Genomic DNA, 18,972 nt, shown 5'->3' on the forward strand with positions numbered 1-18,972 from the left:
CGTTTCGCTTCTGCCTAACGCGATAATGGCTGCTTTGTTTAGCCAATTAAGTTAGGATGAAATGATTGAGGCGCGCCAGCGATTTCGCTTGACGCGCCTTTTGCATGTATATGAACGGTAAAGTCGTTCGACTTACCTTACGCAGTGTAACTGCAGTAAAAAGAGTAGTGTGATAGATATGTCAAAAAGCGATTATTATGAAGTTCTCGGCGTGAGCAAAGATGCCAGCGAACGAGACATAAAAAAAGCGTATAAGCGCTTAGCGATGAAATATCATCCAGACCGTACCGCAGGGGATAAAGACCTTGAAACTAAATTCAAGGAAGTAAAAGATGCCTATGAAGTACTAACTGATCCACAAAAACGTCAGATGTATGATCAATACGGCCATGCAGCCTTTGAACAAGGTGGTGGTGGTCATGGCGGTGGCTTCGGCGGCGGTCATGGTGATTTTGGCGATATTTTTGGTGATGTGTTTGGAGATATCTTTGGTGGCGGTGGTCGTCGACAATCGCGCCAACAGCGTGGGTCTGACTTACGTTACAACATGGACTTAAGCCTGGAAGAGGCGGTTCGTGGTAAAGATGTTGAAATTAAAGTGCCAACCTGGGTTAGCTGTAAACCATGTGACGGTAGCGGTGCAAAAGCGGGCTCTAAGCCAAAAACCTGTACTACGTGTCACGGTGCTGGCCAAGTACAAATGCGCCAAGGTTTCTTCGCGGTTCAGCAAACATGTCCTACGTGTCAGGGCACCGGTCAAATTATTTCTGACCCATGTGACAGCTGTCATGGCCAAGGTCGCGTAGAAAAAACGAAGACCTTATCAGTGAAGATCCCAGCAGGTGTTGATACAGGTGACCGTATTCGCTTATCAGGTGAAGGTGAAGCGGGGATGCATGGCGCACCGGCAGGTGACTTATATGTACAAGTGTCAGTACGTGAGCACCCAATCTTCCAACGTGATGGTAACAATCTGTACTGTGAAGTACCTATTGGCTTTACAACAGCTGCACTAGGTGGCGAAATTGAAGTACCAACTTTGGATGGTCGCGCAAAACTGAAGATCCCTTCAGAAAGCCAAACAGGCAAAATGTTCCGTATGCGCGGTAAAGGTGTTAAGTCTGTTCGTAGCGGCGCACAAGGCGACTTAATCTGTAAAGTGGTTATTGAAACACCGGTGAACTTAAATGACCGTCAACGTGAATTGCTTGAAGAGCTTGAGCAAAGCATGGGTAAAGATGGCTCTAAAAACCGTCCAAAAGAAAAAGGTTTCTTTGACGGTGTGAAGAAATTCTTCGATGATCTAACTAAGTAACTCCTAGTTAAGTAACTTGAGTTAGATAGTAAAAAGGCGCTATTCAGCGCCTTTTTTTACGCTTCAATTTTGAGTTTAGTGATCTAAGAATAAGTAGTTTTGCCAGCTTTTCATTCTGATCAACACCTTGCGCATCACAGAAACATGTTCAAAATGTTCTGAATAAACAGCTACTTCAGTGCTTGTTCCTTGTGGCAGATGATATTCACTCATATCGTCAGTGATTTTTAAAGTAACAATTGCGCGGCCTTGACGGGCAAAAAATTCAGTGCCCATCAGTGTTCCTTGTGCTTGTACTTGTCCCTCACCAATTGCGGGTAACACATCGATTACTTCGCCAGCGAAGGTTTTGCCTGGAATCGCTTTAAAGATAAAGTCAGCTTTATAACCAGGTTCGAGTCTTAATAATGAATTTTGTCGAAATGCCGCAACATAAACAGTGTCTTCTTTATGCACAAAGGTCATCACTGGTCGCAGTGGCATAGGCACGGCAATCATCCCCGGACGTAATGTCAGTTGTGTGACATAGCCGTCGGTGGGTGCATGCACGCTAGTGCTGTCTAAGTTAAATTGGGCTTGCTCTAAATTAGCGCGAGCAGCGGCTATTTTTGTTTGTTCGCCGTTAATTTCTGACTCAAATGCTAGTTTCTGACGTAACTCTTCGGCTTGTGCTGCTTCGTAACTTGCTTTTGCCGCTAAATACACTCCTAATTTATTATCAACTTGGCCTTTTGAATAGGCGCCGCTTTTTGCGCCTTTTTCATAGCGTTCGTATTCTTTCTTACTACGGTCATATTCAGCTTTAGCCATCAGCGCACTGGCTTGTGCTGATTTATAGGCAGCTTCTAAACCAAGTACCGATTGTTTTGCATCTTGTAAAGCTGCAATAGCCTGATTTAGTTTTGCTCGATATAAGGTGTCGTCTAGGCGAAACAATAAGTCGCCCTTTTTAACTGGTTGATTCGGTTTTACCGCAACTTCTTCTACTATACCACGCACATTTGGCACAATCGGCGTTGTAACATACGCACTACTCGCCATATTTGAATGTGGGTGGTTATAGTTCATTAATAGAATTAATGCGCCGATCAGTACTACACCACCAAGAACAGCGGTTGGTACTGTCCATTTGTTAAGGGGGATTTTAAAGAGTTTGAAGATGCCAATGCACAATGCGGTATATGTAAGTATTAATAACAAATCCATATTCTATTTCTCTTTATTATTCGATTGAGCATTAATTTGTGCTTGTAGTGCTGCCACTGTGGCTGTCAGGCTAGCCACTTTCTCAGCTAAGTCTTCTTGTTCCTTTTGAATTTGGTTAAAACCCCAGCCGCGGTCATCACGCCACAAGGTGGCCCAAACCCATAAAAATGGCCATAGTACGTGTAGGGTAAATAGGCTAACCCAGCCTGCATAATGGATGGCATCTTGGTGGGGGTGATTACGTTTTTTGGCAATTTCGTAGGGAATATCGTGAATGGCTATCACACCATAAAATATTACGACGGTCACAAACACTAGCATGGCTAGTGCAAAGTAGTCTAAAAACATGTAGTTTCCTTTCCTTAACTAATACTGAATTCATAATACGTTATATTTTTTTAATTCCTAGTGGGTATTTTCAGATTCAGTTTAGTACTACGTAGTAATCATTTTCAGCTAGGCATCGGCATAATATGACATCGTCCTTAAAGGTTGTTTCTTGAATCTGACCTTTTTCTATTCCTAGTGTTTTGCATTTACTTTGGCAATCTATAAACGCGGTCCATGCTACGTATTCATTGCAAACAAAATTAATTGAATACAAGAGTGTGATGATGATAAAACATTGTTTCGCCAAATAGAGACTAATGTGTTTTGACATAGTTGCCACGCTTTATCTATTGCTCATACTTTTAGTGTAGCTTATCAGTGTGGTTTTTCGGGATATTCACTATGCAAAGCCTGTATTTTCTTACTATGCCAAGTGCCCAAAGCTTTGATAAAGTTCAGGCGCTTTTTTGTTAAAGGAACTTTTAATGACACCTGCAATCAATTTATTAAAAAACAAAGGTATTTTTTATGATGTGCTGAGTTATCATCACGATCCTGCACATACCCAATTTGGCCTTGAAGCGGTTGAAAAGCTTAACTTGCCCGCTGAGCAAGTGTTTAAAACTTTAGTCCTTGAAGATGCCGAACAACAGCTTTTGGTTGCAGTAGTCCCTGTGAGTCAACAGGTAAATATGAAGATGCTTGCTAAGGCAGCAAAAGTAAAGAAAGTAACTATGGCTCCTCAGCAGAAAGTAGAAAACACAACTGGTTATATTTTGGGGGGAGTCAGCCCGCTTGGTCAAAAGAAGCGTTTACCTACTTTTATTCATCAATCTGCAATAAATTTCGATACTATCTATGTTTCAGCCGGTAAGCGAGGCCTTGAAATTGCGCTTAAGCCCCATGACTTGTGTAGTCTATTAAATGCTGGATTGGTTGATTTTTGAACATTTGATGTAACTAATTTTATTTTTTTTTAAAAAAGAGTTTGTCCTTAATCTGAATCTAGCTAAGCTAATAATGCGTTATTAATTCGAATAACGATTTATCTTAAAGGATTCAGGATATGAAAAAAATTATTGCTATTTCTGCACTTTCTCTACTTCCACTTTCAAATGCAATGGCTGATCAAGACATCGGTTGTGGTTTAGGTTCAATGTTATTTGCTGGTCAACAAGGTAAAGTTGTTAAAGTTCTTGGTGCAACGACAAATGGTATTTCAGGTAACCAAACATTTGGTATTACGTTTGGTACTTTAGGCTGTAACGGTAATGGTACAGTGACAGCTTCAACTAAAGTTGCGACATTCATTGATGGCAATATGGAACAACTTGCACGTGATATGTCACGTGGCGAAGGTGAAACTCTTGATACGCTGGCTGAAGTATGGGGCGTTCAAGCGCAAGACAAAGCAGCATTCAATAAGTTAGTACAGACACAGTTTACTAACGTATTCACATCAGAAAATGTGACATCTCAATTAGTTTTAGAGAACCTTAATACGCTTGTTGCTAGTGATGCGCAACTTGCTACTTACACACTATCTTAATCTAGCGTGTACTTTTTAAATATAAAGCCCTTAATGGGCTTTTATTCTATTATGCGTGGTATTTTACTTTCTTCTTGTTTGTTATTCAGCTGTTTAGCATATTCAACAACACCGACACTCGAAATAGCTCATCATCCTTATTGGCTTAAGCTCGGTCATTATAATCAGCCTTTTCTTTCTATGTATGAAAGTGAAGTGGATAGCTCAGAATTTTTCTTTTCTGAGGTGGGGAAAACAGACCCTCATGCAGAGCTTTTAGCGACTATAGCGGCGTTTAAAAGCGATGATGATAACCAAGCAAAGTGCCGTTTTCCTGCTCGCTATAACTGGCTAAAAGAACATTTCTTTACAAATTGGCCTGCACTTTCTTGCCCTGAAATTGAAACATGGCAACAGCTTATCAACCCAAAAGGTATGACTCTAGTCTTCCCGACCGCGTTTATGAATGATCCGTCCTCGATGTTTGGTCATACTCTATTACGTATTGATGCGAAGGACCAAACTCGCAGTAGAGAGCTCATTGCTTTTGCTGTTAACTTTGCTGCAGAGCCTGATGTTACTGATAATGCCGCTTTATATGCTTTAAAAGGTATTATTGGTCAATATCCAGGTAAGTTCACTTTAATGCCGTATTATCGCAAAGTCCGTGAATATAATGACTTAGAATCTCGTGATATATGGGAATATAAACTCTCATTATCTGAACAAGAAATTCAGCGTGTGTTATTACATTTATGGGAAATGCAGTGGGCCACGTTTGATTATTTTTTTGTTGATGAAAACTGCTCGTATCAGCTGTTAGCATTACTGCAACTTGCACGAGATGATTTGTCTTTAACTGCTCCATTTTCTTCGCATGCGATCCCATCAGATACGGTTGCAGCTCTTAAGCAACATGGATTATTACAGCCGCCTCGATACCGTGCTGCATCGGGCACTAAATTGATCAATTATGAAAGCCAACTCACAGAGCAGCAGGTTTTCCTTGCTCGTTTACTGCGTGATGGAGTAGCGCTAGATGAATTATCGCTCGCACCTGAGCAGGCTGTGCCTGTCCTTGAGATGGCGTATGAGTGGTTAAATTACCAATATTATGATCAAGGATTAGCACGTGATGCAATTGCTCCTCGATTAACAAAGCTGTTGCATCAACGCAGTCAATTCCATGTGGTTTCGCCTTTCAAGCCTGCGCCAAAGCCTCGAGTGAGTCCTGATAATGGTCATGGCTCTAGTCGTGTTGGTGTAATATTTAATGATTATCAGCATACCGCTAGTCGGTTCGGTTTAACATATCGTGTTGCTTATCATGATTTACTTGATAATCCCGGTGGTTTTATTCCTGGTGCGCAAATTAGTTTTTTTGACTTAGAGGTAAACCAAGATAGTAACGAGAATCTTCATCTCGAGCGTTTGCTTTTAATTGATGCAATGTCATTAGCACCTGACAATGGCTTATTTAATTCTTGGTCATGGAATGTTCGTGCTGGGTTTGACCGTCAACCAACACAGACGAAGCGAGAAGGTCGTCTATTTTTACAAGGCGGCTATGGTAAGTCTTTTGGTGATGCATCACACTTGCAAAGCTATTTGCTTGGCTCATCAGTTGTTCAATCAGGTGATTTGATAGATTCTGTGTCGTTTGGGCTAGGAAGCGAAGCAGGTGTTATTTGGCAAGTTACCGATTCACAAAAGCTTGCTTTGAGTGGTCAGGCTTTTTGGCTGATGAATGAACCAAGTGTTGATTATCAGCTGACGTTTTCTGCTCATTGGCAAATAGCGTTGGCTCAGAATTGGGGGCTTAGAAGCTCAGCTATTTATCAAGATTGGCAACGTTCTGAACAGCAATTTAAATTGCAGCTTTTCCATTACTTTTAGCAGTGTATTTTTGGTAGGTTATGCCAGCGAGTAGTGTAGTGCGGTGATAAATACTCTCGCTTCATATGCCAACGAGTGGTTGTGGTTTCGCTTGCAAGGGCAAGCGTACCAACACCGTAACGAGCATTTATTTTGTCTAAACATTTCATTAGGCTTGGGTTATCGATAGGTGCTTGAAATAAATCAGGTTGCTGAAACATTTGGCTCGATAACTCTAGCGCACCGACACCACATTTGTAAAAGGGTACGCCGGGTTTATATAAGTGTTTAAAGACTTCGCTGATAGCGTTAGCAAATACACGGCTGTCGGCTGTGGCAACACTAAACTCATAAATATAGGACTTTTTATAATAGCCATCTTGATGAGGTGAGCTGGCGACAAACATTAATAAACGTTGTGTGAGTGACCCTTGTGTGCGTAACTTACGGGCAACAATAACGGCGTGATTAATAAGTGCGGTTTTTAGCGCTGTGGCATCGGTGATACGTTCCCCAAAACTACGGGTCGAAAAAATCTCTTTTTTGTCTTGGCGTACTTCATCCCAGGCTAAACAGCTTTTACCGCGTAACTCGTTTACTGTACGCTCGAGTACAATACTGAACAGGCGTTTCATTTTTCGTGGGTCTTGCTCAGCTAAATCAAAGGCTGTATTTATATTCATTGCTTTGAGTTTTTTAGCTAAGCGTCGACCAACGCCCCAAACATCTTGTACGTCCATGGCTTTTAAAATGGCTATTCGTGACGCTTCTGAATCAATCACTGCTACGCCATCAAAGCCCGATAATTTTTTTGCTGCATGATTGGCGGCTTTGGCAAGGGTTGCCGTTGGGCCAAAACCTACTCCAACAGGCAGTTTTGTTTCGCGCCATACGGTACGGCGAATATGATGACCATAACTATGCCAATCATTAACAAGCTTGTTGAAACCTGTAAAGTTTAAAAACGACTCATCAATAGAGTATATGTGCTGATTATCGCAAAAGCGGCCAATCACGTTCATCATCCGTTCGCTTAAATCCGCATACAGCTCATAGTTAGATGAGCGGATCACCACCTGGTTATCTTCGAGTAACTGTTTTACCTGAAAATAGGGTTGAAACTTTGGAATAGCAAGCTTTCGTGCAATAGGACACACAGCACAAATACAGCCATCATTGTTGGTGAGTACCACTACAGGTTTACTGCGAATAGCTGGATCAAATACTTTTTCGGCACTGGCATAAAAGGCCACCGCATCGACTAAGGCGTACATGCTAATAGCTCTTTACTACTGCGATGTAAGCGAATTGAGCGGGTGACCACGCCTTCTAATTGAAATTCATCAGATTGACGTAGTTGCACTGCAGGGTATTTAGGCGAGGCTGATAATAACTGTGCATTGTGTTTATCTAGTAGTTTACAAACAAATAAACCATTTAGATTCGCCACGATGACATCGCCATTTTTAACGTCTTCGGCGCGATCAACCAGTAATAAGTCGCCATCAAAAATCCCCACACCTTGCATTGATTCGCCAGAGGCAATACCAATAAAGGTTGCATCAGGGTGTTTAATCAACAGCTGATCTAATGATAGGCCAAGCTCTTTGTATTGTGCTGCTGGTGATTCAAAACCACACACGCCAGCTTCGATATAAATAGGAATAACGCGCATAATAAAACCACTTTACTGTATATTTGTACAGTATAGTGGTTTGTGGCTATCTTGCCAATAAGATCACGGGGTGTTGTTATTGATATTTTTGATCATGGTTGTGGCTATATCGATAAAATCACGTACTTGCTGATCAGTTAAACCTTGGCAAAGTTTGGCATCAACCTCTTGCTCAGCAACTTCTAAGCGCGAGAACAGAGCGTTACCTTGTTCAGTAAACGATAAAATTAAACAGCGCTTATCATTTTCGTCAGCACATTTAGACACCAGTTCAAGTTTTATAAGCTCTTTTAATAAGCGTGCTATTTGTGCTTTATCACGACCCGTTTTGGCAACAATATCATTCGCGGTACAGTGCTGTGTTTCGGCAATAATATGTAAACAGCGTACATGCAGCGCATTAAGGCCAAGCTCGTTGGCGTTAATGGCTTCGCGCACAGTAACACGGTAACTTTGTGCCAGTGTAAATAAAGCAGAAGAAAGCGAGGTTTGTGGCATGGTTCACCTAAGTTCAGTTGGTGGAGTTAGTTGACAAAGTCAATCAAAAGTGTATAGTTGACTATATCAACTATTGGGGCGTTGTGCAATTTAACCAGCTAGGAGACCAACATGGCTAGAAAAGTTCGTCGTGCAAACGTAATAAGTACTACACGTATTTCCCCACATCTACAAAGGATTGTCGTTGGCTCAGACGAGTTTGCCGATTTTCCACAAGACGCAAAAGGTGCGTACGTAAAGGTACTACTTCCTCATGCCGGTGAATCTAAGGTTGAACTTGATTTACACGCTGAACACCCAGCATTAATGCGCTCTTACACTATTCGCGAAATTAACCCTGCTAACGGTGCAATTACCCTCGACTTTGTGGTTAACCAACATCAAGGTGTGGCAACTAACTGGGCACAAAATGCGAGAGTTGGCGACGAGGTGGGTATTGCAGGCCCGGGCCCTAAAAAACTCACAGACTTCACGCAAGCACATTATTTAATGCTGGCAGATTTAACCTCTGTAAATGCAATCAATGGCTATTTACAAGCCCTGCCGCAAGATGCCACTGTCGATGTCATTATTCATGTTGCTGATAAAGCCGACATCATTGAGCTTGAACAAATTAAAGCACACACTCAACATAGTGTTGAATGGCTAGTTACAGATGAGCCAGAAACAGATTTACTCGACCAAGTAACACGCTTATGTGCAGGTTATAACACGCAACCTATGGTGTTTATGGCACTAGAAGCAAACTTGGTAAAAGCAATTCGCCGTTTAGTAACAAGCAGTTTTGCGATTGGCCATGAACACATTGTTGCATCGGCCTATTGGAAGCGTGGTATTGATGCCGATGGCCTTAAGGTGGAAAAACAGCAACAAAGCCGTGCCTAATTAGCATTTGAAAAATAGCTATTCGCTCTCATTAACTAACTATAAAGAGTTAAATTTTGGAGAGCGGATGTCAGACCTTACAAATACACCTTTTTCATTGCTTGAATTAAGCCCAATGAAAGAGCACGAAACAGTTTCGCAAACACTCGCTAATAGTGTTACCTATGCGCAAACAGCCGATAAGCTTGGTTTTAATCGGTTTTGGATGGCAGAGCACCATAATATGCGTGGTATTGTGTGTGCAGCCACCTCAGTACTGATCGGTCATATAGCAGGTAAAACTCAGAATATCCGCGTAGGTGCGGGTGGGGTGATGCTACCTAACCATCCACCGCTGGTGGTCGCTGAGCAATTTGGCACCCTTGAAAGCTTATATCCAGGAAGGATTGATTTAGGTCTAGGCCGTGCTCCTGGTAGTGATCCAATTACCAGCCGCGCACTGCGCAGAGACGAGCAAAGGGCAGAACACTTTGCAAATGAAGTGACAGAGCTGCAAGGTTTACTTGGCCCATATAAAGGTGACTCTCCAGTACGCGCAATCCCAGGTGAAGACACTAATGTACCTATCTGGTTACTAGGCTCAAGCCTTTATAGTGCACAGCTTGCAGCTAAAAAAGGCTTGCCATATGCATTTGCAGGGCATTTTGCACCACGCTTTGTTGAAGATGCCATTGCATTATATCGCAGAGAATTTCAACCATCTGACGTGTTAGATAAGCCATATGTGATGCTTGGCTTACCTGTTGTTGCAGCAGACACAGACGAACAAGCACAGTTTTTAGCAACCACAGCAAAACAACGTATTTTGGCACTTATGCGTGGCAAGCCACTTTGGCTAAAAGAGCCAGTTCAAACTATGGAAGGGTTATGGACAGCACAAGAAAAAATGCAAGTAGAGAACTTTTTAGGGCTTTCAGTTGTTGGCGGTCAAGCGAGCGTTAAGCATAAGTTGAGTATGATTAAACAAACGCTACAGGTTGATGAGTTCATTTTTACTAATGACCTGTATGAATTGAGTGACAGGCAGCATGCGCTGGAAATACTAGCAGGTATTATGAAATAAACAGCCATTGCACTACTTGAGCGCGTGATTAGTCGATTACGCGCCTTTAAAAAACTTGTTACTTATTTAATAAACGGTTTTTTAGATTGAATTGATTTAATTATTCCGTTTTAAGGATTGAATTTAACTTAATACAATATATTTATTAATCATAACCCTAGGAAGGTGCACCGTGAAATCTCAAACAATTGCCGCAGTAGAGCCACAAACAAAAACAGCATTAATCGCTGAGGGTGGTGGGCAACGTGGGATTTTTACCGCAGGTGTACTCGATGCATGGTTAGAAAATAATTACGATCCATTCGATTTATTCATTGGTACATCAGCTGGTTCACAAAATTTAACGAGTTATTTAGCGCGTCAAAAAGGCTACGCAAAGCGTTTAATTAGAGGTCTTTCGCGCCATAAGCGTTTCTTTCAACTTGGCCGAGGTCTTATCGGAAAAAGCATCGTTGATCTTGATTGGTATTTTGAAAAAACCAAAGAAGTGAACCGTGCCCTTGATTTTAAAACCGCGACTCAAAGTTTAGGTAATCGCGAACTGTTGATCACAACCACAAATGCAGCAGATCGTAAACCGTATTACTTGAGCCCAAATGGAGAAGATACGCAATGGTTAGCACTGTTAAAGGCATCAAGCGCTTTACCGTTTTTGTATAAAGATGGTGTGAACTTAACGCCTTGGATGACAACCAAAGCGGCTAATGATGCTATTATTCAAAGTTCGAATACTGATTTAGTTCATGATATGTATTTAGATGGCGGCTTAGCAGCACCTTTGCCAGTTAAAGAAGCTTATAATCGTGGTGCACGGGACATTGTAGTAATTCGTACCGTTGACCAAGATTTTCAAATTCAGTCGGAGTGGGTGAATAAATTTAAATCATTTGTTCGCGTTTCTGGCTATTGCCCTAAAACAATCGATTACTTAGTTCAGCATGAACAAGCTTATCAAGACGAACTCGACTTTATCGCTAACCCACCAAGTGATGCGCGGATCACGCAAATTTTTGCAGGTGATAAACTACGCAGTAAGTTGCTGGGTAGTACAGATTCAGATCTGCGCTTTGATCACAAATTAGGCTTAGCGGCAGGTCGTGCCTTTTTACAGCAGCAACTGCTAAATTAGTCGGTAGCATGCACAGTTAATTAATCCCATTGCCTACTTGAGATATTCGTAAATAAAGTTAAAGTGGTTAGCTATTCACTTTTTGTGATTTTTTATCTAAAAGAACAATAAAGGCTTGCCATGTTTAACACTGCGGTATCGACAATAAATGGTCTTCTCTGGGGAGAAGGCCAAATTCTTATTTATATTCTACTGTTTGCTGGAATTTGGTTTTCGGTACGCTTAAAAGCAATTCAATTGGTTAAGTTTCGCCATATGTTTAGCTTGTTAAAGTCGAGTAGCAGCACCGATAAAAACTCAATCAGTTCATTTCAAGCTTTATGTACTGGCCTTTCTGCACGAGTAGGCACAGGAAACCTTGCAGGCGTTGCCGTAGCAATTTCGTTAGGTGGCAGTGGCGCAATATTTTGGATGTGGGTCATTGCCATTTTGGGCATGGCCACTGGCTTTGCAGAAAGCGTACTCGGGCAAGTGTATAAAGTCAGGGATGCCAACGGTGAGTTTAGGGGCGGGCCAGCTTATTATATCCAGCAAGGGCTAGGCAGCAGAGCACTGGCGGTGTGTTTTGCTTTTTGCCTGTTTCTTGGTTATGGCTTTACCTTCAGTGCCATGCAAACAAATACCATAACTGATGCCCTCAATTACGCATTCGAAATTCCAACATTGTATTCAGGCATTGTGATCACAATACTGGCAGGCTCAATTATTTTAGGTGGCTTTAAAGCTATAGCCCGTTTTGCTGAACGTATCGTGCCAGTGATGGGGATTTTATTTGTTCTAGCCGCCATCATAATTACTTTACTAAATATCGGCAAAGTCCCTGCCATGATTGAAGATATTTTACTGTCGGCTTTTGGCTTACAAGAAGCAGGCGCAGGAGCTATGGGCGCAGCAATTAAAAACGGTATTCAGCGCGGGCTTTATTCGAATGAAGCGGGTGCCGGTAGTGTGCCACACGCATCAGGCTGTGCATCACCAGTACCCAATCACCCGGTCACTCAAGGCTACATTCAAATGCTAGGGGTGTTTTTCGACACTATTGTGCTGTGTAGTTGTACAGCCGTCATTATTCTATTAGCTGATATTGATATAAGCGGCGAAATGGAAGGAATACGTTTAACTCAATCTGCGATGACAGCACACATGGCCGCTGGTGGCATTTACTTTGTAGCGGCTGCGATTTGTTTATTTGCGTTTACTTCAGTGGTTGCAAACTATGCCTATGCAGAGAGTAACCTGCATTTATTTAAGCTAGATAATAAACTTGGTCGAGGTATTTATACCAGTTTATATTTATCAATGATGATTTGGGGCGCCTCGGCGACCATTAAACAAGTATGGGATCTCGCTGATATAGCACTTGGCCTAATGACAGTGGTGAACGTTATCGCTATCATACGCTTAACGCCAACTATCTTATCTGTTACTAAAGACTACCATAGTCAACGAGAAGCAGGACAAGAGCCTAGTTTTGATTCTGATAAAGTAAAAGTACAAGGACAAACGGAACTGGGCATTTGGCGAAAATAACCGATAACAATAACCAAAAAGCAGTTGCACATGATAGATATTTACGTAGGCCCAAGCGCAGCAAAAGCGATTAAAGAACAAGGAATGATACCAGACCTATTTAGCACATTTTTAGGGGCGAGTGGTGGTCCAAAATGGTTTACATTATTTGGTCTTGATAAATATTTGTTTGGTGAGTTTTTTAAAGAGCGAAACACAACATTAAACTTATTAGGGTCAAGCGCTGGCGCATTTAGAGCTGCGTGTTTTGCTCAAAATGACCCCGTTGCAGCAATATCGCGATTAGCAAAGTCATACTCTGAAACACGTTATTCATCAAATAAAGCAAAGCCTGAAGAAATAACGACAAAAGCACGAGAGTTATTAAGCACTGTTTTTGCTGAAAACGGCATTCAAGAAATCATAGATAACCCCGTTTTTAAAGCCCACTTTATTGTTGCAAAATCGAATGGGTTTGTAGCCTCAGAAAACAAACTGATGCAGTTAATGGGTTTATCTAAAAGTTACTTAGCGAATAGATTAAACAGACGCTTTTTAAACAAACAGTATGAGCGTTATGTGTTTCAACCTTCAGATAGCCAGTTATCATTTTCAGATAACAATACCTTCAATACCCATACTATTGAGCTAAACGAAGATAATTTAGCAGATGCTTTACTTGCTTCAGGCTCTATTCCGTTAGTGATGCAAGGTATTAAAAATATAACAGGAACACCACCAGGGATGTATCGTGATGGTGGTATCATCGATTATCACTTTGATTTAAATATTCATAATGATGGGCTTATCTTGTATCCGCACTTTAATAACAAACCAAAAGCAGGGTGGTTTGATAAAAGTTTAAAGCGCGGAATTACACCAAAAAACTATGACAAAGTAGTTATGATCACCCCATCAGCTGAGTTTATTGCGTCATTACCTTATGGCAAGATCCCCGATAGAACTGACTTCACCGAACTCGATGCTGACACACGTATTAAATACTGGCGACAAGTGCTCAGCGAAACAGAGCGCCTTGGCGAAGCCTTCGTTAAGCTTTGTGAGCACCCTATAGAGCCAAAAATTCAAATTATTACTTAAACTGATTAACTAGCGCTGTTTGTTCATTAACCTTGTTCAATAATGCTGCACAGAGTTGTTGCGAAGTATGGCCAAGCTCAGTGCATTCAAGAGTAAATTCTTGTGCTGAGGTTATGTTTGTTGCAATCAGCTGACTTGCTGTTAGTTGCTCAGTCATTGCGTGTGCAATAATGCTGTTAAGTTCACTCAGTTTCACTGATTGTGCTTTGATATGCTCTAAGCTCTCACCACTTTGATGAGCAAGTTCAACACTTTTAGCTGACAAAGCAAGGCCATCAGACATCGCATGCTGTGCTTGTTGCGAAGCCTCAGTTAAATGATTGAGGACAGTTTTAATTTCTTCTGTTGATTGTTGAGTCCGATAGGCAAGGGCACGTACTTCACCTGCGACAACAGCAAACCCGCGTCCATGTTCACCTGCTCTTGCTGCTTCTATTGCTGCATTAAGTGCTAATAAATTTGTTTGATCAGCAATTGCATTAATCTCATTCAAAATTGCAACAATATGTTTATTTCCCTCAATAAGGTCGACCACTTGTTCACTTGCAATGTGTAATTTTTTGTCTAATTCACAAATTGAATCAATAGTTTGGTGAACAGAAGTTACTCCTTGTTCTGTTGATTTTTTAGATGCTTCAGCAGCTTGAGTAGACGCTGAAGTACTCGATGAAAGTTCATTGATTGAAGCAGTCATTTGCTCTGTAGCAACAACAATTTGCGCAACTTCATCAGTTTGTTTGGTCAAAAGTTCTGTTACAGCTAACCCAGAATCAGCGCATTGCTGGGCATTGTTATTTACACCCATGGTCACATCGTTAACTCGACCAACAACAGCTTTTAACTTTGCTTGTTGCATTTCAAGAGCTAAGTGTAAAAAACCAATTTCATCATTACTACCAGAATATAAATAAGCCATGAGAGGGTTATCGTAAATACTTTTTGCTTTTTGTATGAGCGCTTTATATTTCATTCGCCAAAAAAACAAACCTAGATTTATTGAAACTAAACTGCAAAGTAATAATAAAGATACTGCAGAAAACCCACTTGTAAATAAAAGCACAAAAGAAAGAATTAAAGTTAAAAATAAAGACCATGATAAATATAAAGTTGAATCAAAAGGCTGTTTCAGTGCTTTTGAGTTAGAAACCTTATTAATCTTTTCGTATTCTTCAGTTGCTCTAGCTAAAACGTCATCATTAAGCTTTGTACGTACAGATTGGTATTCTACAGTTTGGCCGCTGGCGTCTTTGATGGGGGTAACAAATGCATTAACCCAATAGTAACTACCATCTTTACAGCGATTCTTAACAGGGCCCATCCAAGATCTACCGTTATGTAGGTGTTGCCATAAATCAGCAAATGCAAGTTTAGGCATGTCGCTGTGGCGTACTAGGTTATGGGGCTGATTAACCATTTCAGCTAATGTAAAACCTGAAATATTACAAAACTCTTGGTTTGCATATGTTATGTAACTATCTAAATCGGTAGTTGAAAGCAAAATGTCAGAATCTGAAAATTTAACTTCTTTATTGTTTGTTTTATCAATTTTCACGTTTAAATTATCCAAATCAGAAATAGAGGAGGTATTTGTACAAGAAACTACACTAAGATTTGAGATTTTAATTAATTACTAAAAACTCAATTTAAAGCAAGTTGTTGAATTTAATTACATAATGTAGCGGTAAATTGATTCGAAAGAAGTAGGAAATTTCTCATTTGTTGAATTATTTAGATTAATATAAACTACACAACATTAAAAAAATTACAAATTGAAAAGTGATTTACTTAAATCATAGGTGTCAAGCTTCTTTAAGTAAATTTTAGCTTTATTTAACGTTGAATTTTGGAATTTTTGGTAGATTAAATGACTAGAATTTAAATGCTCGGAGATGGTTATTTAACTACACCAACAAGAGCCGTTGGTGTAGCAAGATTTATTATATTTAAATACTAGCGGTTATGTAACCTTGGTTCATCCTGACATGGAATACCATCAAAATTTTTATCTAAATTTGTATCAGGGCAGTTACGCATAAAAAAAACAGCTTCTTCTAGAGAGTTCATTTGACTGCAGTATTTCCTACCATCACATGTATAGATAGGTTCTTGTGAAATATCAGTTTGTCTTTTATGCGTATATTTATTTTGAATTGGCTCAATGATTTGCTGCTGTATTGTGTCGACAGCAGAAGTTTCCCCGTAATTATTTGCATAGAATGCCCAAGCTCCAAAAGCAATTACAATTAGTAAGAAAATTTTTCTCATATGAGCTCCTGTTGAAGATACTAAAAAATGGATAGTAATATTTATAAAATCGAGATTAAGGTTGTAATACATATTAAAAGCAAACGACTGAGTTTTTAATGGGTATTCGCTGAAAATAAGAAAATCTGAAATATCTTAGAAATCGGATATATACACTTTTATTTATAGCAAGTATTAAAATCAATAAAACTTTAAAAACAGACTGATAAATCAGAAAGATAAAAGGTTGGAAATTTATAAAATATGAACTTTCTTATAGTATTTATTTTGGATTTGATGTTTGTTTATACGTTGCTATCATGATTTATATAACCAATCCTTTAAAAGGATTGGTGAAATTTTGAAAGCTTCGCTGACATTTAGCGCTATTTTTGTAGCATTTTTAAAGCTGTATTACTTTAAAAAACTCAATAGAGTGTAATAAACAGTAAAGAAACTTGATTGCACAGCAAAGGCATTCTTATCTGAACTTATGCGAGGTAATAGATTGCTTAAAATTTAGGTTTTTAACGTTAGGTAGAAACATAGCTATTTCATCTATGAACACAGATGAAATGATTAACACATTAAAATGTAGATGATGTTGATTGCTTGGTTGATGGAATAATTATACTTAAAAATTAAAATGCCAATAACATCCCATAAATTACGGTACGTAACATAAAAAGAAAGGGCAAAAAGCCCTTTTTTATTAACTGGTTAGGGTTGCTGTCAGGTGTGACAGTTTGGCATCATAAAGAGGTTATGACATTCTTTAAAGCACCTTCCCAAGTTGAATTGAAAGATAAATAGAAAGTAACAATACTGAGAAATGGAGGCACAATGTAATTTGTTGTTATAGTTGTCGCTAGCAGTAAGTAAAAGCAGAAGTTAAATTTTGCTGGTAAGAAGTCCAAAAAAGAGAAATGTAATGTTTCTTTCACAGTTTGATTACTTCTATAACCACCAAGGTTCTTCTCGCAGTAAGCATTACAAATAAAGTTGTTACTCCTTAAAATTTGAAAAGTATATTCATCTACCATATTCGATTCAAAGCCCTTACCTTTAAGTAGTTTTGAATAGTATTTGTCATGACAAGAATGGTAAATTTTAATTGTAATATCAATTACTTTGCTTAACTCATCCTCTTTAAAGTAAAGAGCAAATCTATATATAAAATAAATCCAAATTATCCAAATGAATAGATAAATTGCAGTTGGATTACCAAAGTCTTGAAAGTTCATACCAGCGACAGATAGTTTATTTACTTTTACTTTAGAAAAGTACATAAATAAAATAAGTCCATTAACAACTAATAAATTTCTTCTTTGCCTCAGAAAACTATCAGACATAATATTTGTTGATTTTTGTGCTGTTAAATCGTGCATATCAAAACTCTGTCACAACATATGAACTAGATTGATCTTCTATCGTTAATACGAAATCAACCCCTTCCTTAAAAATTTTAACTTTTTTGCCAGATAAATTTATTTTGGGTTCATCGACAAAACACCAAATGGTTCCATTTTCTAACTCAACCATCAGACTACCAAATTCTCTATAAAACCTATTTACTTCGCTATTGATTACCATTCTTAACTCCCTGTTTTAATTGCTAGTTCACCTACAATATCTAACAATTTATCTTGAAGATCAAATAAATACTTGTCTTGTACTTTTGTTTCACATTTAAGCTTTTTATACATGGATTCATGCTCTTTTGCTGACCATTTGTAACGGTGTACAAATTGTACATCTGATGGCTTTACTTTCCCCCAAGGAGTAGTCATCACGTTGTTATGATATGAAATGCTGCATTCTGCCCACGGGCCAGTATCAGGTAAGTAGCCGCGATACATTATCCAAATAAGCTTTTCGACTGGTTTGCTGGCCTTGTTAGCTTTTACATATCTCCTTACTTGACGTTCACTTACTCCGAGTTCTTTAGCTCCTTTTGCATAGTCATATCCGAATAGCGTAACGAACTGCAATTTAAAGTTGCTCATTGTGATTTACTCCTTTTTGTTAAAATCACAATGCACACTCGGTATCGGTGTAAGTGGTTTCGCTCCCCCCCTATTAGTATATGGGGGGAGGGTGTTTCCCTCGGCTGCTGTGCCGTCCTTAACTCAGCATGGTTTATCAGAAGGCAATCAACTTTTGTTGAAAACAGACTAGGGCAGTGAGTGCGATTGGCTCTATCACTGAATTGATACCCGACCCTAATAAACTGTTTATAAAATGGAAACAGATTCTCGATGAAATGATGATTTTCTGGAATGTATGACATGGCTACGCCATCCTCCAAGAACTGGAGATACAAAGGTGACTGGTACGTAATAATTTTGGTCATTATTACGTACCGATACGAATATTACGTAAAAAATTACGTACCACTAAATGGCCTTTTTCATACGGCCTGTTCTGACATTTCTTGCCATAAAAGGTATATGGTCTGGGTTATCAATCAGAAACTCTATCATCTGTTTAATTTCAACTTCTGATTCGTCAGGTATCCAAAGGGTTACTTTCTTTAATCCTTTAGCTTTTTGTTTCTGTTCGTATTTTTGGTTTCTAGTCATAGTGTCACCAGTGACAAGTAGTAGATCTAAGT

The 18,972-nt window shown here is 39.5% G+C and carries 20 protein-coding genes; 9 read left to right on the forward strand and 11 right to left on the reverse strand.

The window, feature by feature from the left end; genetic code table 11:
- The first annotated feature begins 178 nt into the window (after nt 1-178).
- Nucleotides 179-1,315 carry a molecular chaperone DnaJ gene (gene dnaJ / locus ACSFVZ_RS05895; protein WP_135926597.1) on the forward strand — a complete coding sequence of 379 codons (1,137 nt, stop codon included), beginning with the start codon at nt 179-181 and terminating at the stop codon, nt 1,313-1,315.
- A 75-nt stretch (nt 1,316-1,390) separates the two neighbouring features.
- Here the strand turns inward: dnaJ and ACSFVZ_RS05900 are convergent, their stop codons facing one another.
- Together ACSFVZ_RS05900 and ACSFVZ_RS05905 are read right to left on the reverse strand one after the other, a co-directional pair.
- The gene (locus ACSFVZ_RS05900; RefSeq protein WP_435558343.1) at nt 1,391-2,521 is read right to left on the reverse strand and encodes an HlyD family secretion protein; all 1,131 of its coding nucleotides are present in this window, start codon (nt 2,519-2,521) and stop codon (nt 1,391-1,393) included.
- Between the two features lie 3 nt (nt 2,522-2,524).
- A complete protein-coding gene (locus tag ACSFVZ_RS05905; protein WP_135926599.1) occupies nt 2,525-2,869 on the reverse strand; it encodes a DUF3302 domain-containing protein in 345 nt (114 codons plus the stop codon).
- Nucleotides 2,870-3,336: 467 nt separating this feature from the next.
- Here ACSFVZ_RS05905 and ybaK point away from each other — a divergent pair, with 467 nt between their 5' ends.
- The 3 genes from ybaK (at nt 3,337) to ACSFVZ_RS05920 (ending at nt 6,275) form a co-directional block, all read left to right on the forward strand.
- On the forward strand, nt 3,337-3,798 hold the full coding sequence (gene ybaK, locus ACSFVZ_RS05910) for a Cys-tRNA(Pro) deacylase (protein WP_435558344.1): 462 nt from the start codon (nt 3,337-3,339) through the stop codon (nt 3,796-3,798).
- 119 nt (nt 3,799-3,917) lie between these two features.
- Entirely contained in the window at nt 3,918-4,400 is a 483-nt protein-coding gene (locus ACSFVZ_RS05915) for a DUF3015 domain-containing protein (RefSeq protein ID WP_135926601.1), read from the forward strand.
- A 33-nt stretch (nt 4,401-4,433) separates the two neighbouring features.
- On the forward strand, nt 4,434-6,275 hold the full coding sequence (locus ACSFVZ_RS05920; protein WP_244667090.1) for an Lnb N-terminal periplasmic domain-containing protein: 1,842 nt from the start codon (nt 4,434-4,436) through the stop codon (nt 6,273-6,275).
- Here ACSFVZ_RS05920 and ACSFVZ_RS05925 read toward each other — a convergent pair.
- The 3 genes from ACSFVZ_RS05925 to ACSFVZ_RS05935 all read right to left on the reverse strand — a co-directional run bounded on the left by ACSFVZ_RS05925 (nt 6,272) and on the right by ACSFVZ_RS05935 (nt 8,427).
- Nucleotides 6,272-7,528 carry a Y-family DNA polymerase gene (locus tag ACSFVZ_RS05925; RefSeq protein WP_199526160.1) on the reverse strand — a complete coding sequence of 419 codons (1,257 nt, stop codon included), beginning with the start codon at nt 7,526-7,528 and terminating at the stop codon, nt 6,272-6,274. The genes ACSFVZ_RS05920 and ACSFVZ_RS05925 overlap by 4 nt on opposite strands.
- Entirely contained in the window at nt 7,516-7,929 is a 414-nt protein-coding gene (locus ACSFVZ_RS05930; protein WP_054552219.1) for a LexA family protein, read from the reverse strand. Before ACSFVZ_RS05930 ends, ACSFVZ_RS05925 begins: the two co-directional genes overlap by 13 nt.
- A gap of 63 nt (nt 7,930-7,992) precedes the next feature.
- Complete coding sequence (locus ACSFVZ_RS05935) at nt 7,993-8,427, reverse strand: MarR family winged helix-turn-helix transcriptional regulator (RefSeq protein WP_199526159.1); 435 nt, start codon at nt 8,425-8,427, stop codon at nt 7,993-7,995.
- Nucleotides 8,428-8,538: 111 nt separating this feature from the next.
- Between ACSFVZ_RS05935 and ACSFVZ_RS05940 the strand changes: the two genes are divergently transcribed.
- The 5 genes from ACSFVZ_RS05940 to ACSFVZ_RS05960 all read left to right on the forward strand — a co-directional run bounded on the left by ACSFVZ_RS05940 (nt 8,539) and on the right by ACSFVZ_RS05960 (nt 14,114).
- The gene (locus ACSFVZ_RS05940) at nt 8,539-9,312 is read left to right on the forward strand and encodes a siderophore-interacting protein (RefSeq protein WP_435558346.1); all 774 of its coding nucleotides are present in this window, start codon (nt 8,539-8,541) and stop codon (nt 9,310-9,312) included.
- Between the two features lie 67 nt (nt 9,313-9,379).
- Nucleotides 9,380-10,375 carry an LLM class flavin-dependent oxidoreductase gene (locus ACSFVZ_RS05945; RefSeq protein WP_435558347.1) on the forward strand — a complete coding sequence of 332 codons (996 nt, stop codon included), beginning with the start codon at nt 9,380-9,382 and terminating at the stop codon, nt 10,373-10,375.
- Nucleotides 10,376-10,547: 172 nt separating this feature from the next.
- On the forward strand, nt 10,548-11,504 hold the full coding sequence (locus ACSFVZ_RS05950; protein ID WP_135926606.1) for a patatin-like phospholipase family protein: 957 nt from the start codon (nt 10,548-10,550) through the stop codon (nt 11,502-11,504).
- 120 nt (nt 11,505-11,624) lie between these two features.
- A complete protein-coding gene (locus ACSFVZ_RS05955; protein WP_138556539.1) occupies nt 11,625-13,034 on the forward strand; it encodes an alanine/glycine:cation symporter family protein in 1,410 nt (469 codons plus the stop codon).
- A gap of 30 nt (nt 13,035-13,064) precedes the next feature.
- Nucleotides 13,065-14,114 carry a patatin-like phospholipase family protein gene (locus ACSFVZ_RS05960; protein ID WP_435558348.1) on the forward strand — a complete coding sequence of 350 codons (1,050 nt, stop codon included), beginning with the start codon at nt 13,065-13,067 and terminating at the stop codon, nt 14,112-14,114.
- Here the strand turns inward: ACSFVZ_RS05960 and ACSFVZ_RS05965 are convergent.
- The 6 genes from ACSFVZ_RS05965 to ACSFVZ_RS05990 form a co-directional block, all read right to left on the reverse strand.
- The gene (locus ACSFVZ_RS05965; RefSeq protein ID WP_435558349.1) at nt 14,107-15,666 is read right to left on the reverse strand and encodes a methyl-accepting chemotaxis protein; all 1,560 of its coding nucleotides are present in this window, start codon (nt 15,664-15,666) and stop codon (nt 14,107-14,109) included. The two genes, ACSFVZ_RS05960 and ACSFVZ_RS05965, sit on opposite strands and share 8 nt — an antisense overlap.
- A 398-nt stretch (nt 15,667-16,064) precedes the next feature.
- The gene (locus ACSFVZ_RS05970; RefSeq protein WP_235403975.1) at nt 16,065-16,379 is read right to left on the reverse strand and encodes an excalibur calcium-binding domain-containing protein; all 315 of its coding nucleotides are present in this window, start codon (nt 16,377-16,379) and stop codon (nt 16,065-16,067) included.
- 731 nt (nt 16,380-17,110) lie between these two features.
- Complete coding sequence (locus ACSFVZ_RS05975) at nt 17,111-17,746, reverse strand: hypothetical protein (RefSeq protein ID WP_435558350.1); 636 nt, start codon at nt 17,744-17,746, stop codon at nt 17,111-17,113.
- Nucleotide 17,747: 1 nt separating this feature from the next.
- Complete coding sequence (locus tag ACSFVZ_RS05980) at nt 17,748-17,951, reverse strand: hypothetical protein (RefSeq protein ID WP_435558351.1); 204 nt, start codon at nt 17,949-17,951, stop codon at nt 17,748-17,750.
- 2 nt (nt 17,952-17,953) lie between these two features.
- Nucleotides 17,954-18,364, reverse strand: coding sequence for a hypothetical protein (locus ACSFVZ_RS05985; RefSeq protein WP_435558353.1), 411 nt, complete (start codon nt 18,362-18,364; stop codon nt 17,954-17,956).
- Nucleotides 18,365-18,754: 390 nt separating this feature from the next.
- Nucleotides 18,755-18,940: a hypothetical protein gene (locus ACSFVZ_RS05990; protein ID WP_105180822.1), complete on the reverse strand. Its 186-nt coding sequence runs from the start codon at nt 18,938-18,940 to the stop codon at nt 18,755-18,757.
- Nucleotides 18,941-18,972 lie beyond the last annotated feature (32 nt).

It is taken from the genome of Pseudoalteromonas nanhaiensis (assembly GCF_051235485.1).
GTDB classification, from domain to species: Bacteria; Pseudomonadota; Gammaproteobacteria; order Enterobacterales; family Alteromonadaceae; genus Pseudoalteromonas; species Pseudoalteromonas lipolytica_C.

Bases quoted from the DNA above. Each gene is read 5' to 3' on its own strand.
- dnaJ (WP_135926597.1), top strand. From the start codon at position 179: ATGTCAAAAAGCGATTATTATGAAGTTCTCGGCGTGAGCAAAGATGCC.
- ACSFVZ_RS05900 (WP_435558343.1), bottom strand. From the start codon at position 2,521: ATGGATTTGTTATTAATACTTACATATACCGCATTGTGCATTGGCATC.
- ACSFVZ_RS05905 (WP_135926599.1), bottom strand. From the start codon at position 2,869: ATGTTTTTAGACTACTTTGCACTAGCCATGCTAGTGTTTGTGACCGTC.
- ybaK (WP_435558344.1), top strand. From the start codon at position 3,337: ATGACACCTGCAATCAATTTATTAAAAAACAAAGGTATTTTTTATGAT.
- ACSFVZ_RS05915 (WP_135926601.1), top strand. From the start codon at position 3,918: ATGAAAAAAATTATTGCTATTTCTGCACTTTCTCTACTTCCACTTTCA.
- ACSFVZ_RS05920 (WP_244667090.1), top strand. From the start codon at position 4,434: ATGGGCTTTTATTCTATTATGCGTGGTATTTTACTTTCTTCTTGTTTG.
- ACSFVZ_RS05925 (WP_199526160.1), bottom strand. From the start codon at position 7,528: ATGTACGCCTTAGTCGATGCGGTGGCCTTTTATGCCAGTGCCGAAAAA.
- ACSFVZ_RS05930 (WP_054552219.1), bottom strand. From the start codon at position 7,929: ATGCGCGTTATTCCTATTTATATCGAAGCTGGCGTGTGTGGTTTTGAA.
- ACSFVZ_RS05935 (WP_199526159.1), bottom strand. From the start codon at position 8,427: ATGCCACAAACCTCGCTTTCTTCTGCTTTATTTACACTGGCACAAAGT.
- ACSFVZ_RS05940 (WP_435558346.1), top strand. From the start codon at position 8,539: ATGGCTAGAAAAGTTCGTCGTGCAAACGTAATAAGTACTACACGTATT.
- ACSFVZ_RS05945 (WP_435558347.1), top strand. From the start codon at position 9,380: ATGTCAGACCTTACAAATACACCTTTTTCATTGCTTGAATTAAGCCCA.
- ACSFVZ_RS05955 (WP_138556539.1), top strand. From the start codon at position 11,625: ATGTTTAACACTGCGGTATCGACAATAAATGGTCTTCTCTGGGGAGAA.
- ACSFVZ_RS05960 (WP_435558348.1), top strand. From the start codon at position 13,065: ATGATAGATATTTACGTAGGCCCAAGCGCAGCAAAAGCGATTAAAGAA.
- ACSFVZ_RS05970 (WP_235403975.1), bottom strand. From the start codon at position 16,379: ATGAGAAAAATTTTCTTACTAATTGTAATTGCTTTTGGAGCTTGGGCA.
- ACSFVZ_RS05975 (WP_435558350.1), bottom strand. From the start codon at position 17,746: ATGCACGATTTAACAGCACAAAAATCAACAAATATTATGTCTGATAGT.
- ACSFVZ_RS05980 (WP_435558351.1), bottom strand. From the start codon at position 17,951: ATGGTAATCAATAGCGAAGTAAATAGGTTTTATAGAGAATTTGGTAGT.
- ACSFVZ_RS05985 (WP_435558353.1), bottom strand. From the start codon at position 18,364: ATGAGCAACTTTAAATTGCAGTTCGTTACGCTATTCGGATATGACTAT.
- ACSFVZ_RS05990 (WP_105180822.1), bottom strand. From the start codon at position 18,940: ATGACTAGAAACCAAAAATACGAACAGAAACAAAAAGCTAAAGGATTA.